Raw genomic sequence first — 13,201 nt, forward strand, 5'->3', positions numbered from 1 at the left:
GGGAAGGCGATTCTCAACGTTTCCGTGGCATCACGGACGGCGCGGGCCCGCGTAACCGGCCCGCGGAGCCCGCGTATCCATGGCCCACACCGCAGCGCCCGCAGGCCCGGTCCCGTCCGGGTCGGCGGGCGGAATCCCGCTCATCGCGGCCGTCGAGGGGCTGGGCAAGGCGCTGTTCGCGGCGTTCGTCTTCTTCGCCTGCTTCGCCTTCTCGGAGACCTCGCCCTACGACGCGGTCGCGATCCCCACGATCCTGCTCTGGCTCTGCCTCGGCGTCCGGCTGCACCGCGGGGCGGTGCCCCTGGTGGCGCTCCTGCTCCTCTACCTCGCTGGCATCGTCACCGCGCTGCTGCCCTACCTGAACGAGGAGTTCCCGGTCACGTGGACGGTGCAGCTGGTCTATCTCTCGATCACCTGCATCTTCTTCGCGATGTTCTTCGCGGACGACACGCACGCCCGGATGGAGCTGGCGCTCAAGGCCTACACGGCGAGCTGCGTGTTCTCGGCGGCGCTGGGCATCGTCGGCTACCTGCAATGGCTCGGGATCGAGGACCTGTTCTACAAGTACGACCGGGCCTCGGGCACGTTCCAGGACCCGAACGTCTTCGGCTCGTTCCTGACGCTCGGCGCGCTCTACCTGATGCACGGCCTGCTCACCGGCTCCACGCGCCGGCCGCTCGTGTCCCTCGCCGGCCTGCTGATCATCGTGGCCGGCATCTTCCTGTCGTTCTCGCGCGGGTCCTGGGGCGGGAGCGCCGTCGCGGTGCTGCTGATGGTGGGATCGGTCTACGCCGGCAGCGACTCCCCGCGCCTGCGCCGCCGCATCGTGCTCCTGACCCTGGCGACCGTCGTTCTCGGCACCGTCGCGGTGATCGGGCTGCTCTCGGTCGACCACGTCCACAAGATGTTCGAGACCCGGGCGGCCCTGACCCAGGACTACGACCAGGGCGAGACCGGCCGCTTCGGCAACCAGATCCGCGGCTTCGCCATGCTGCTGGAGCGGCCGTTCGGGATGGGGCCGATGCACTGGCGGCTGATCTTCGGGCTCGAACCGCACAATTCCTACATCGGCTCCTTCGCCAACGGCGGCTGGCTCGGCGGGGCCGTGTTCATCGGCCTCGTGGTGGCGACCGGCCTCGTCGGCTTCCGGCTCCTGGCGCGGCCGTCGCCGGTCCGGGCGCACGCCCAGATCGTCTGGCCGGCGCTGCTGATGTTCTTCCTGCAGGCCGTCCAGATCGACATCGAGAAGTGGCGCCACGTCTACATGATGCTGGGCATGGTCTGGGCGCTGGAGGCCGCGCGGTTGCGCATGGGCACCCGGCCGCAGGCGGGCGCGCTTGAAACGCGGCGCTAGGCGCGGCATCGCTCGGTCGCGGCCGATCGGCACCCGGAGACGGTACGTGAGCACACAGCCGGACAACGAGCGCGACCGGCTCGCGGCCCTCGAGGCCCTCGCGATCCTCGGGACACCGCCGGAACCGCATTTCGAGGCCGTCTGCCGGACCGCCCGGCGCCTGTTCGGCGTGCGCAGCGCGTTCGTGGCCTTCCTGGGCGACACGCACCAGTGGCTGAAGACGCCCTGTGCCGGGGTGCCGACCACGATGCGGCGGGACGAGAGCTTCTGCCAGCACACGATCCGCAGCGACGCCCTCGTGGTCGTCCCCGACGCGCGGCTCGACGCGCGCTTCCGCGACCTGCCCGTGGCCGCCGCGCCGGACGGGATCCGGTTCTACGCGGGCGTCGCCCTGAGCCTCCAGCCGGGCCTGCGGGTCGGAACCCTCTGCCTCGCCGATCCCGAGCCCCGCTCCGACTTCTCGCCCGAGGACGCGGCCGCCCTCCGCGACCTCGCCGAAATCGTCGTGGCGCATCTGCGCCTCACGGAGGCCAACGCGCGGCGCGACCGGGAGATCGCGCAGGCGGCGATCCGCGAGGCGCTGATCCGCGAGCAGCACCGGGAGATCAACGCCCGGGCCCGCGCCCAGGAGGCGGCGAACCACCAGCTCACCATGGCCGAGCAGCTCGCCAGCGTCGGGAACTGGCGCGTGGAGCTCGCGGACGGGCAGCCGGTCTGGTCGGCGAGCCTCTACGCGATCGCGGGCCGCGACCCGGCGACGCCGCCGCCGCATCTCGACGCCTTCGCGCAGATCTACCACCCCGACGACCGCGCCCGGCTCGAGGCGATCGTCGCCGACGCGATCGCCCGCGGGGTCCGGTTCGATTTCGAGGCCCGGCTGCTGCGGCCGGACGGCGCGCTGCGCGACGTGGTCGTGCGCGGCATGGCCCGGGGGGAGGGGGCGGGCGCCGGCCTGTTCGGCGTCCTGATCGACGTGACCGAGCGCCGGCGCGCCGAGGACGAGGTTCGCCGCAGCGAGCTGCGCTACCGGGGCCTCGCGGAGGCGCTGCCGCTCCTGGTCTGGACCATGCGGGTCGGGGACGGTCAGGCGACCTACGCCAACGCGCAGTTCCAGGCCTATTACGGGCCGATCGGGCCCGAGCGCGCGGAGCGCCTCGTCCGGAACCACCCCGAGGATGCCGCCGCCATGGAGGCGGCCTGGATCCGGGCGGTCGAGACCGGCACGGGCTACAGCGGCCAGTGGCGGATCCGGCGCCAGGACGGCGTCTACCGGTGGCACAAGCTCTCGCTGATCCCGATCCGCCTCGACCCGGCGGACGGCGCGGTGGCGGAGTGGCTCGGGACCGCCCTCGACGTCGACGACATCGTCACGGCGCGGCTCGCCGTCGAGGAGGCGAGCGGCCTGCTCGACATCGCCCTCGACGCCGCGGAGGCCGGCACCTGGGACTGGGACATGCGCACGGGGCTCGCCGTCCTCAGCCCGGAGAGCGCGCGGATGCACGGCCTGCCGGAGACCGGCGGCGCCCACACGATCTCGGCCTCCGCGTGGACGGCGCTGATCGATCCGGACGACGTCTCCGATGTCTGGAACGAGATCCGGCGGGCGGTCGAGTCCGGCACCCCCTACGCGGCCGAGTTCCGGGTCGGCGCGCGCTGGCTCTACGCGCGGGGCCGAACGCTCGGCGGCACCGACGGGCAGCCCCAGCGGATGGTCGGCCTCCACCTCGACATCACCGAGCGCAAGGCGGTCGAGGCGGCCCTGCGCACCGCCACGCGCGACGCCGAGGCGGCCCGCACCGAGGCGGAGCGGGCGAGCGCGGCCAAGAGCGAGTTCCTGGCCGCCATGAGCCACGAGATCCGCACCCCGCTGAACGGCATCCTGGGCTATGCCGAGTTGCTCCTCGACGGCGACGCGATCCAGAACGAGGACCGGCGGCGCCTCGAGCTGATCCAGAGTTCCGGCGCGGCCCTGCTCACGGTCGTCAACGACATCCTCGACTTCTCGAAGATCGAGGCCGGCGAGCTGACCCTCGATCCGGTCACCTTCCCGCTGGCCTCGACCGTCGACAGCACGGTCTCGATCGTGCGGGGCAGCGCGCTCCGCAGCGGCCTCGCCATCGAGGCCCGGATCGACCCGGCCCTGCCGACCTTCGTGGTCGGCGATGCCGGGCGCCTGCGACAGGTGCTGCTCAACCTGCTGAACAACGCCGTGAAGTTCACGCCCGAGGGCTCGGTCACGGTGACCGCGGAGCGGGAGGGCGACGGCGTCGCTCCCGACGGGCGCCCCGGCGACGCGGTCCGGTTCTCCGTGGTCGATACCGGCATCGGCATCGCGCCGGCGCAGCAGGACCGGCTGTTCAAGCGGTTCAGCCAGGTCGACGGCTCGATCAGCCGGCGCTTCGGCGGCACCGGCCTCGGCCTCGCGATCTCCCGGCACCTCGTGTCGCTGATGGGCGGCGAGATCGGGGTCGAGAGCCGCGAGGGGGCGGGCTCGACCTTCTGGTTCCGGCTGGTGCTGCCCCGCGGCGAGCGGGACACCGCGGCCCCGGGCGCCGCGGCCGACGCGAGTGGGCCGTCGCGGCCGCCCCCGGCCGCGGCTCCGGCGGCCGGCGAGGTCCCGGGCGCGCCGCTGCGGCTGCTCCTCGTCGAGGACGTGCCGCTCAACCAGGAACTCGCCTGCGCGGTGCTCGAATCCCAGGGCTACGCGGTGGACGTGGCCGGGGACGGCGCCGAGGCGATCACGGCGGTCGGGTCGTCCGTCGCGGCCGGCCGGGCCTACGATCTCGTGCTGATGGACGTCCAGATGCCCCGCGTCGACGGGCTCACGGCCACGCGCCGCATCCGCGCCCTCGCGCCGCCCGCCTGCGACATCCCGATCGTCGCCATGACCGCCAACGTCCTGCCGTCGCAGATCGAGGAGCTGCGCGAGGCCGGGATGGACGACCATGTGGGCAAGCCGTTCCGGCGGGCCGACCTCTTCGCCACGATCAGCCGCTGGACGGCGCCGGGCGCGCGGCGGCCGGCGCGGGCCGAGGTGCCGCGCCGCCTGCCGCAGGTCGATTCGGCCGTGCTCGACGCGGCGGTCCTGACCGAGATGGAGGCGAGCTTCGGCACCGATCGCGTCGGGGCGCTGCTCGATCTCCTGGCGAACGAGCTGTCCGAGCGGTTCCGGCCGAGCGAGACCGACCGCCTGCAGATCGCCCACGACGCGCACGCCCTGGTGGCGGCGGCCGGGCTGCTGGGCTTCGTCGGCCTGTCGAGCCTGTGCCGGGAGGTCGAGGCCGCCGCCCACGCGGGCGCCGACCTGATGCCGCTGATCCGGCGCCTGGAGATCCAGCGGGCGACCGCGCTCCGCGCCATCCGGCAGCTGCGCGCGGCGTGAGTCCGCGCGCGGGTATCGAGGACCCTTTCCGTCGTCGCGGGCGGAGCGAAGTGACCCAGGGTCGGCGCGCCGCCGGTGAGCGCCGCGTTGCCCTGGATCGCCTACTCCGCTCGCAGAGACGGCGGCCCCGGAGCCGTCAGTCGGGAAGAGAGTCCCCCGGCTCCTCCGGCAGCGGGTCGCCGGTCCAGGTCGTCGCGAAGGCGGCGAGCTCCCGCGCATCGGCGAAGGCCGCCACGGTGACCTCGCGCGCGGCCGGCTCCGCCCCCGGATAGGGGGCGAGCAGGACGCGCACCCGGGCGAGCCGGCCGCTCGGCGCCTTCTCGGCGATCCAGGCCTGCGCCTCCGGCGTGAACCGCTCCGGACCGTCCAGGGCCCGGGCGTCGGTGCGCAGCACGACCACGTAGGTGCCGAGGCTCGGATCGGCCTCCTGCACCGCCTTGACGATGTCGATCACGGGTTTTCCGCGAAGTCGTTGATCTGCACCTGGGCCTGCGCCGCGGTGAAGTTCGGGATGTCGGCGAAGATCTCCTCGCCGTGGGCGGCGACGGCCTTCTTGAAGGCGTCGACCGACTCGAAGGTCAGGAGGGCCATCACCTGGAACGGGGCGGTGCCGCCGTCCGGCGTGCCGGCGCCCTTGACGACCTTCGCGTCGTGGAGGCCGAGGGACGACCAGCGCTCGCGCACCAGCGGCATGTGGTGGCCGAGGTAGTAGCCCATGTCGAAGCTCGGGCCGGCCGGGTACATCACGCTTACCAGGATCATGGCGTTTCCTTCCTGTGTCGCGCCCGGTCGATCCGGGCGCCCGTCCTCGGGTCGTACGGCGACGGTCAGTGCAGCTTCACCCGCGGCTCGGTGCGCCGGGTCAGCGCGCGGGCCAGGGTGTCGAGGGCGGTCTTGGCCGTGCCGTGCAGCGCCCGCTCGTGCATCTTGTAGAGCGAGCGGTACATCATCCGGGCGAACAGACCGGCGATGAGCATGTTCTTGCCGCGCACGAACCCCATCAGGCTGCCCACGGTCGAGTACTCGCCCAGCGAGACCAGCGAGCCGAAATCCTTGTACCGGAACGGCTTCAGCGGCTTGCCGTCGATCTTGGCCGGGATCTGGCTGATCAGGTGGCTCGCCTGCTGGTGGGCCGCCTGCGCGCGCGGCGGCACCGGCGTGTCGGAGCCGGCCTCGACCAGGTAGGCGCAGTCGCCGATGGCGAAGATGTCGGGGTCGCGGGTGGTCTGCAGCGTCGGCGTCACCACCAGCTGGTTGGTCCGCGTCGTCTCCAGGCCGCCGATGCCCTGCAGGAAGGGCGGCGCCTTCACGCCCGCCGCCCAGACGACCAGCTCGGACGGGATGAAGGTGCCGTCGGCGAGCTGCACGCCGTCGGCGCGCACCTCGGTGACCCGCGCCTTCACGCGCACGTCGACGCCGATCTTGCTGAGGAGCTGCATCACCTCGGCCGAGAGGCGCTGCGGCACCGCCGGCAGGATCCGGTCGGCGGCCTCGACCAGGGTGATGCGGATGTCCTTGCCCGGGTCGATCTTGTCGAGCCCGGTCGAGACGACGTGGCGCAGGGTCCGGTGGAGCTCGGCGGCGAGTTCCGTCCCGGTCGCGCCCGCGCCGATCACCGTGACGTGGAGCTGGCCGGGCCGGACCGGGCCGGCCTGCGTGTGCGCGCGCAGCGAGGCGTTCACGAGGCGCTGGTGGAAGCGCACCGCCTGGTCCTGGGTGTCGAGGGCGATGGCGTGCTCGGCGACGCCCGGCGTGCCGAAATCGTTGGTGGTGGAGCCCACCGCCATCACCAGCGTGTCGTAGGGGACGGCGCGCTCGGGCGTGATCTCGCGCCCTTCCGCGTCGTGGCTCGCGGCGAGCTGGATCGTGCGCGCCTCCCGGTCGAGCCCGGTCATCCGCCCGATCCGGTAGCGGAAGCCGTGCATGTGGGCGTGGTGCAGGTAGTCCACCGCGTGGTGGCCGACGTCGAGGCTGCCGGCCGCCACCTCGTGGAGCAGCGGCTTCCAGATATGCGTCCGGGCGCGGTCCACGAGGGTGACGTGCGCGCGCTTGCCGCGCCCGAGCTTGTCGCCGAGCTTCGTGACCAGCTGCAGTCCGGCGGCGCCGCCGCCGACCACCACGACGCGATGAAGGCCCGACTCGTTCTCGACGGATGCCATCGACACTCTTTCTCCTCCCGGACCGGGATCAGTCGCCGGCCTCCTTACACGGCCTGGGTTGCCGAATACCACATCGCCGGCCGCGACCCCCGGTCACGAGTGCGACGTCGCGCACCGGGCGGGCGGCGCGCGGGGCCCGGTCAGGCCGACGGGGCGCCCGGCTGGCGCAGCGGGTGCGCCTCCGCGACCGCCGGCAGGGCGAGGCAGGCCTCGGCGATTCGCGCGACCGTCGGGTAGGCCGCCGTGTCGATGCCGAAGATGCCCGTCCCGACCCAGAGGCTGACGAGGCAGAGGTCGGCATGGCTCACCGAATCGCCCTGGCAGAACCGGCCCGTCCCCGGCTCGGTGGCGAGGCGCGTCTCCAGGGTCCGGAGGCCGGTCTCGAAGGCGTTGCGCAGGAAATCCAGCATGCGCTCCCGGGGCAGGCCGTAATGCTCCATCAGGAAGGTGCGCACCCGGGGCACGTAGAGCGGGTGGGTGTCGCACGCGACCACCTGCGCCAGCGAGCGGGCCCTGGCCCGGGCCCGGGGCTCCTCGGGCAGGAGGCGGACGCCGCCGCGCGTCTCCTCCAGGTAGTCGAGGATCGCCAGCGACTGGGTGAGCGGCGGCCCGTCGCCGTCGAACAGCGCCGGCACCGCGCCCTGCGGGTTGATCTTCCGGAACGCCGGCTCGTGCTGGTCGCCGGCGTCGAGGTCGATGAAGGTCTCCTCGTAGGCGATGCCCTTCAGCTTCAGGGCGATCCGCACCCGGAAGGCCGCGGCCGAGCGCCAGTTGCCGTACATGTGCATGGGTCAGCGATCTCCGACGGGGTCGAGCGAGCACAGCCGACTTCGCTGCGGCCCGCAAGGGGGCTGCGCGCGCGGCGGCCCGGGGGCGACAAGCGGTCCCGCCGGGCCCATATCGGTCTCCCGCCCCGGAGAGCCCGCACGATGGCCGATCAGACCGACGCCCGCCGCTTCATCCCCCTGAACATCGCGGTCCTGACCGTCTCCGACACCCGCCGCCCGGAGGACGACCGGTCGGGCGACACCCTGACCCAGCGCCTCACCGAGGCGGGGCACATCCTGGCGGCCCGGTCGATCGTCCCGGACGAGGTCCCGGCGATCCGCGCGCGGGTGGAGGCGTGGCTGCGCGACCCCGGCGTCGACGTGGTGATCACCACCGGCGGGACCGGCTTCACCGGCCGCGACGTCACCCCCGAGGCGCTGGAGCCGCTGTTCGAGAAGCGCATGGACGGCTTCTCGGCCGTGTTCCACCGGATCTCGTACGACAAGATCGGCACCTCGACCCTGCAGTCCCGCGCCACCGCGGGGGTCGCGCGGGCGACCTACGTGTTCGTGCTGCCGGGCTCGCCCGGCGCCTGCCGCGACGCCTGGGACGGGATCCTGGCCCAGCAGCTCGACTACCGGCACCGGCCCTGCAACTTCGTGGAGATCATGCCGCGCCTCGACGAGCACCTGCGGCGCGGCGCGAGCCTCACGGTGTGAGGCCGCGCGCTACGCGAGGTTCCCCTCCTTGCGGCGCAGGACCGAGTGCTTGCGGCCGTAGAAGAAGTACACGACGAGGCCGATCGCCATCCAGATCACCAGCCGCAGCCACGTGTCGAGGGGCAGGCCGATCATCAGGAGCAGGCAGGACAGGATGCCGAGGATCGGCACGACCGGCACGGCGGGCGCCCGGAACGGCCGCTTCATGGTGCGCTCGGCCCGCCGGAGGTAGAGCACCGAGCCGCAGACGAGGATGAAGGCGGCCAGCGTGCCGATGCTCACCATCTCGCCGAGGATGTGGATCGGCACCAGGGCCGCCACCACGGCGACCGCGGCCCCGATCATCGCCTGGCTGCGATACGGCGTGTGGTAGGTCGGGTGGACGTGGGAGAACATCTTCGGCAGCAGGCCGTCCTGCGCCATGGTGAAGAAGATCCGGCTCTGGCCGTAGAGCAGGACGAGGATCACCGTCGTCAGCCCGGTCAGCGCCCCGAGCTTGATCAGGAACGCGAACCAGCCGATGCCGATCACGTCGACGCCCTTGGCGATCGGGTCCGGGACGTTCAGGTCCTTGTAGGGCACGAGGCCGGTGAGCACGGCGGCGACGAGCACGTACAGGATCGTGCAGACCGCGAGCGAGCCCAGGATGCCGATGGGCATGTCCTTCTGGGGCTTGCGCGCCTCCTGGGCGGCGGTGGAGACCGCGTCGAAGCCGATGAAGGCGAAGAACACCACGCCCGCGCCGCGCAGGACGCCGCTGTAGCCGAAATGGCCGAAGGTCCCGTCGTTGTCCGGGATGAGCGGGCTCCAGTTCGCGGCGTTCACGTGGCCCCAGCCCAGGGCGATGAAGGCGACCACGACGGTGAGCTTCACCGCGACCATGATGTTGTTGAAGAGCGCCGATTCCTTCGTGCCCCGCATCAGCAGGATCGTGATCAGCGCCACGATCAGGACCGCCGGCAGGTTCAGCAGCGCGGTTCCGCCGCCCTCGATCGGCGTGCCCGGCGCGTTGGCGAACTGCGCCGGGATCACGATGCCGACGCTCTTCAGGATGCTGGTCACGTAGCCCGACCAGCCGACCGCCACGGTGGCGGCGCCCATGGCGTATTCGAGGATCAGGTCCCAGCCGATCAGCCACGCGAAGAACTCGCCGAGCGTCGCGTAGGTGTAGGTGTAGCTCGATCCGGCGACCGGGATCAGGGCGGCCATCTCCGAGTAGCAGAGGCCGACGAAGGCGCAGGCGATGCCGCCGAGCACGAAGGACAGCATGATCCCCGGCCCGGCATACTGGGCCGCGGCCGTGCCGGTCAGGACGAAGATGCCGGCGCCGATGATCGCCCCGATGCCCATCGCGGTGATCGAGAGGGCGCCCAGCGACTTCGAGAGCTGCTGCTCGCCCTCGCCGCTCTCGACGATGTCCTCGACCGACTTGCGCCCCATCAGGCCCGACGAATCCATTGCACCATCCTTCCAGATCGGGGTGGCTCAGCGCGCGTCATCATGTCCGGAGACGGCGACGATCCTGCCGCGCTTTCAGAGTTGTAGAGGCGGATCGACCGACAACAACGTGAGCGGGCGCAAGATTCTTTCGAGCAAGATTCTCCCGAGCAAGATCTTTCCGGTCAGGCGCGCTCGATCCGGGCGATCAGCGGCCTGACCTTGAGGCGACCCGTGAACGCGCCCTCGGCACGCAGGGCCTCGCGCCGGACGACGTCGCCGGCCCGGGCCTGCCGGGCGCCGACGACGGTCTCCGCCCGTCTGACGAGCCGGCCGAGCCAGCGCCCGGCCGGGCGATGAAGGCGGCCGAGCGCCGTCTCCGGCCGCGCGGTCCCGACGAAGCGGTCGAGGGTGCGGATCCAGCCCTCGGCCGGGACGTCGCCGGCCTCCAGGCACAGGATCCAGTCCCGCCGGGCCGCGGCGGCGCCCGCCGCGTAGGGATTGCCGCCCCGGTGCAGCACGAGGGTCGCGCCCGTGGCCTCCGCGACGGCCGCCACGGCCTCGCTCTCGCGGCCCGCGACGATCACCGCGTCGCCGACGAGGCCGCCGGCCACGCCGGAGACGAGCACGCTGAGCGTGTCGGCCAGGCGATCGATCGCGTCCGGATCGGCCGGTTCGGCCAGATAGGTCACGGCGGAGAGCATGAGCGCGCGCATAGACGATTCTGCGGCGCCGTAAACTGCCCCGCGGCCCGCGCGCCGACGCGCCGCCGTTCGGGCGGGCTGCAGAGCCGCATTTGCCTGAAAAAAAGGCGCCCTTCGCCATCGCGTTCGCTCTATGTTCTTATATGGATGCGTGAGGGAGGCGAGTCGTCATGGGGGACACGCGCGACGGGACCGCCTCCGGGGCCGCGCCGCGACTCGGGCCGAGCGTCGCGGAACCGGCCGCCCGGCGCGGGCGCGGCGCGACGGCCAACCCGACGGGCCGGTACGAATCCGCCCGGCGCGAGGCGTTCCAAGACGAGACCTGGACGGCGGACGCTCCGGCACCCCTGCGCACGGAGGTCACGCCGGAGCGGTCCGCCCGGATCATCGCGCACAACAGCTCGCCCGACATCCCGTTCGACCGGTCGATCAACCCGTACCGGGGCTGCGAGCACGGCTGCATCTACTGCTACGCGCGCCCGACCCATGCCTGGCTCGGACTGTCGCCGGGGCTCGACTTCGAGTCGCGGATCTTCACCAAGCCGGACGCCGCCCGCCTCCTCGCCCGCGAGATCGCCGCGCCGGGCTACCGGCCCGACACGATCGCCCTCGGCACCGCCACGGATCCCTACCAGCCGGTCGAGCGGGAGCACCGGCTCACCCGCGCGGTTCTGGAGGTGCTGCGGGAGGCCCGCCACCCCGTCAGCATCACCACCAAGTCGGACCTCGTGCTGCGCGACCTCGACCTCCTGGCCGAGATGGCGGCGGAGAACCTCGTGCTGGCGGCGATCTCGCTGCCGACGCTGGATCCGGACCTCGCCCGCCGCCTCGACCCGCGGGCGCCGCGGCCGGGCAAGCGGCTCGCGGCGATGCGGGGCCTGAGCGCGGCGGGCGTGCCCGTCATGGTCAACGTCTCGCCGATCATCCCCGGCCTGACGGACCACGAGATCGAATCGATCCTGGCCGAGGCGCGCGCGCACGGGGCGAGCCGGATCGGCCACGCGCTGCTGCGTCTCCCGGGCGAAGTCGCGGACCTCGTGGCGGACTGGTTCACCGAGCATTATCCCGAACGCAGGGCGCGGGCCTTCGCACTCCTGCGGGAAGCCCGGGGCGGGCGCGAGAACGACCCGCGCTTCGGCCACCGCTTCCGCGGGGAAGGCGCCTACGCGGCGATGATCGGCCAGCGGGTCCGGCTCGCCGGCACGCGTCTCGGTTTCGCCTTCGGGCGCATCGCGCTGAATCGCGACGCCTTCCGGAAGCCCGGCGCGCAGCTGGCGCTGTTCTGACACGCGACCGACGCGGCGGCGCGCGCGAGACGGCGGACCTGTCCCACAGTACGGTTCAGCGAAAATTCCAGTCATTTTGGCCGGAAGCGGCGTAAAAATACATTTCTAAAGATAGAAAACGACTCAAATGTTGCTTCCAAAGTGGATTTTTAGATTTCTAACGTGTGGGGAAAATCGCAGAACGTAAGATTGACATCTGTGTCATTGTGGTTCAAATGCCTGAGATCGCGAGGTTTATTGCGAGATTTTGACCAAGTTTGATTGAGTTATCGAATTTCAATTCTATACTGAGGGTCGTTCTGTGCGTAAGAGCGCGATTTTGTCCGGCGTCCGTGTCCGCAGATCCCGCCAATGGACGCTGTGCGCCGTGATCCGGTCGCGAGCGAGCCGCGCGCCGCGGCCCGGCTCGGTCCTGCTGGTCGCGACTGCCGGCCTTCCTTGAGACGGTAGCGTGTCGGGGTTTCGACCTCCGATGCCGACCGGGCGAACTCCCGGACTCGCCGCGCCCTCGCCGCGCCCTTCGAGCGAACCGGGCCGGCGCCGCGTCGGGGTGCCTGTCGCGTCGCTCAGCCTTTCCGTCGACCGAGGCCGACCGGCCGCCCTGCTCGAACCGGGCAGCCCGGCGGCGGGCCGCACGCCTCGACGCACCGCGAAGAGAGATCCCGACCCTCATGCTGCGTCTTCCGCGTCCGTCCATCGGCACGATCCTGTGCGCGATCCTGTTCTCACTCAGCGCCATGCTGCTGGCCGCGGGTGCCCGGACGGCGCTGGAGGCCGGGGCGCAGGAGCGGGAGAGCCGCCGCGTCGTCGCGCTCACGGAAGGCAGCCGTATCCTCCTCGAGATCCTGCTCGCCGTGCGCCTCGAGCGGGGGCGGACCCTGCAGGCGCTGATCGCCGCGGACAGGATCCCGCCCGCCGACGCGGCCCTGATCGCCCGACAGCGCGCGACCCGGATCGATCGGCTGGAGGCGCTCCTGAGGCTGGTGCGCGCGGTCGACACCGCCGCGGTGGCGAAGACGGTCGATCCGCTCCGACGGGCGCACGAGGCCGTCACCGGCCTGACGTCGCGGATCGACGCGGCCCTCGCGGTCCCGGTCGCGGAGCGCGACGCCGCGACCGCGGAGGTCGCCGCGACCGCCTTCCGGGATCTGCTCGACGCGCTGACGGCGACCAGCGGGGCCGTCGACGTCACGATCCCGCGCCGGGACGCGGCGCTGGCCCGCGCCCTGGACATCAAGCGCGCCGCCTGGATCACGCGGGTCGCGATCGGCGGCAACGTGGCGCGGGCCGAGACGGCCGTGACGCGGGGCACGGGCTAGTCCGAGGAGGAGCGCCTCGCGGAGGCCGAGGAGCGCGGCCGCGTCGCGGCGAGCTGGGCGAATCTCGTCGATC

The 13,201-nt window shown here is 72.2% G+C and carries 11 protein-coding genes; 5 read left to right on the forward strand and 6 right to left on the reverse strand.

Translation table 11 applies throughout. The features are described 5' to 3' along the window. Positions 1–79: 79 nt before the first annotated feature. Both ASG32_RS11555 and ASG32_RS11560 read left to right on the forward strand, forming a co-directional pair. Positions 80–1,354 carry an O-antigen ligase family protein gene (locus ASG32_RS11555; protein WP_056525856.1) on the forward strand — a complete coding sequence of 425 codons (1,275 nt, stop codon included), beginning with the start codon at positions 80–82 and terminating at the stop codon, positions 1,352–1,354. Between the two features lie 46 nt (positions 1,355–1,400). After that, positions 1,401–4,736, forward strand: a complete 3,336-nt coding sequence (locus ASG32_RS11560; RefSeq protein ID WP_056525859.1) for a GAF domain-containing hybrid sensor histidine kinase/response regulator — start codon at positions 1,401–1,403, stop codon at positions 4,734–4,736. Between the two features lie 136 nt (positions 4,737–4,872). Here ASG32_RS11560 and ASG32_RS11565 read toward each other — a convergent pair whose 3' ends face one another. The 4 genes from ASG32_RS11565 to maiA all read right to left on the reverse strand — a co-directional run bounded on the left by ASG32_RS11565 (position 4,873) and on the right by maiA (position 7,683). Next, positions 4,873–5,190 (reverse strand): hypothetical protein, encoded by a 318-nt coding sequence (locus ASG32_RS11565; protein ID WP_020092669.1) that lies wholly within the window; start codon positions 5,188–5,190, stop codon positions 4,873–4,875. Continuing rightward, positions 5,187–5,498, reverse strand: a complete 312-nt coding sequence (locus ASG32_RS11570; protein ID WP_056525862.1) for an EthD family reductase — start codon at positions 5,496–5,498, stop codon at positions 5,187–5,189. Before ASG32_RS11570 ends, ASG32_RS11565 begins: the two co-directional genes overlap by 4 nt. 65 nt (positions 5,499–5,563) lie before the next feature. Then, positions 5,564–6,895, reverse strand: coding sequence for an NAD(P)/FAD-dependent oxidoreductase (locus ASG32_RS11575; protein ID WP_056525865.1), 1,332 nt, complete (start codon positions 6,893–6,895; stop codon positions 5,564–5,566). 140 nt (positions 6,896–7,035) lie between these two features. Continuing rightward, positions 7,036–7,683 (reverse strand): maleylacetoacetate isomerase, encoded by a 648-nt coding sequence (maiA, locus tag ASG32_RS11580; protein ID WP_056525868.1) that lies wholly within the window; start codon positions 7,681–7,683, stop codon positions 7,036–7,038. Positions 7,684–7,824: 141 nt separating this feature from the next. Here maiA and moaB point away from each other — a divergent pair, with 141 nt between their 5' ends. Then, positions 7,825–8,382 carry a molybdenum cofactor biosynthesis protein B gene (gene moaB / locus ASG32_RS11585; protein WP_020092665.1) on the forward strand — a complete coding sequence of 186 codons (558 nt, stop codon included), beginning with the start codon at positions 7,825–7,827 and terminating at the stop codon, positions 8,380–8,382. Between the two features lie 9 nt (positions 8,383–8,391). Here moaB and ASG32_RS11590 read toward each other — a convergent pair whose 3' ends face one another. Both ASG32_RS11590 and ASG32_RS11595 read right to left on the reverse strand, forming a co-directional pair. Further along, the gene (locus tag ASG32_RS11590; RefSeq protein WP_056525872.1) at positions 8,392–9,840 is read right to left on the reverse strand and encodes an amino acid permease; all 1,449 of its coding nucleotides are present in this window, start codon (positions 9,838–9,840) and stop codon (positions 8,392–8,394) included. Between the two features lie 164 nt (positions 9,841–10,004). Next, positions 10,005–10,535, reverse strand: coding sequence for a hypothetical protein (locus ASG32_RS11595; RefSeq protein ID WP_020092663.1), 531 nt, complete (start codon positions 10,533–10,535; stop codon positions 10,005–10,007). 158 nt (positions 10,536–10,693) lie between these two features. On the opposite strand from ASG32_RS11595, the gene ASG32_RS11600 reads away from it, so the two are divergent. After that, entirely contained in the window at positions 10,694–11,809 is a 1,116-nt protein-coding gene (locus tag ASG32_RS11600) for a PA0069 family radical SAM protein (RefSeq protein WP_056525875.1), read from the forward strand. Positions 11,810–12,480: 671 nt separating this feature from the next. Beyond that, complete coding sequence (locus ASG32_RS35020; RefSeq protein WP_244491895.1) at positions 12,481–13,128, forward strand: hypothetical protein; 648 nt, start codon at positions 12,481–12,483, stop codon at positions 13,126–13,128. Positions 13,129–13,201 lie beyond the last annotated feature (73 nt).

It is taken from the genome of Methylobacterium sp. Leaf361, assembly GCF_001424445.1.
In the GTDB taxonomy this organism is placed as follows: domain Bacteria; phylum Pseudomonadota; class Alphaproteobacteria; order Rhizobiales; family Beijerinckiaceae; genus Methylobacterium.

Coding starts and splice junctions, on each gene's coding strand:
- moaB (WP_020092665.1), top strand. CDS start 7,825: ATGGCCGATCAGACCGACGCCCGCCGCTTCATCCCCCTGAACATCGCG.
- ASG32_RS11575 (WP_056525865.1), bottom strand. CDS start 6,895: ATGGCATCCGTCGAGAACGAGTCGGGCCTTCATCGCGTCGTGGTGGTC.
- ASG32_RS11555 (WP_056525856.1), top strand. CDS start 80: ATGGCCCACACCGCAGCGCCCGCAGGCCCGGTCCCGTCCGGGTCGGCG.
- ASG32_RS11590 (WP_056525872.1), bottom strand. CDS start 9,840: ATGGATTCGTCGGGCCTGATGGGGCGCAAGTCGGTCGAGGACATCGTC.
- maiA (WP_056525868.1), bottom strand. CDS start 7,683: ATGCACATGTACGGCAACTGGCGCTCGGCCGCGGCCTTCCGGGTGCGG.
- ASG32_RS11570 (WP_056525862.1), bottom strand. CDS start 5,498: ATGATCCTGGTAAGCGTGATGTACCCGGCCGGCCCGAGCTTCGACATG.
- ASG32_RS35020 (WP_244491895.1), top strand. CDS start 12,481: ATGCTGCGTCTTCCGCGTCCGTCCATCGGCACGATCCTGTGCGCGATC.
- ASG32_RS11600 (WP_056525875.1), top strand. CDS start 10,694: ATGGGGGACACGCGCGACGGGACCGCCTCCGGGGCCGCGCCGCGACTC.
- ASG32_RS11595 (WP_020092663.1), bottom strand. CDS start 10,535: ATGCGCGCGCTCATGCTCTCCGCCGTGACCTATCTGGCCGAACCGGCC.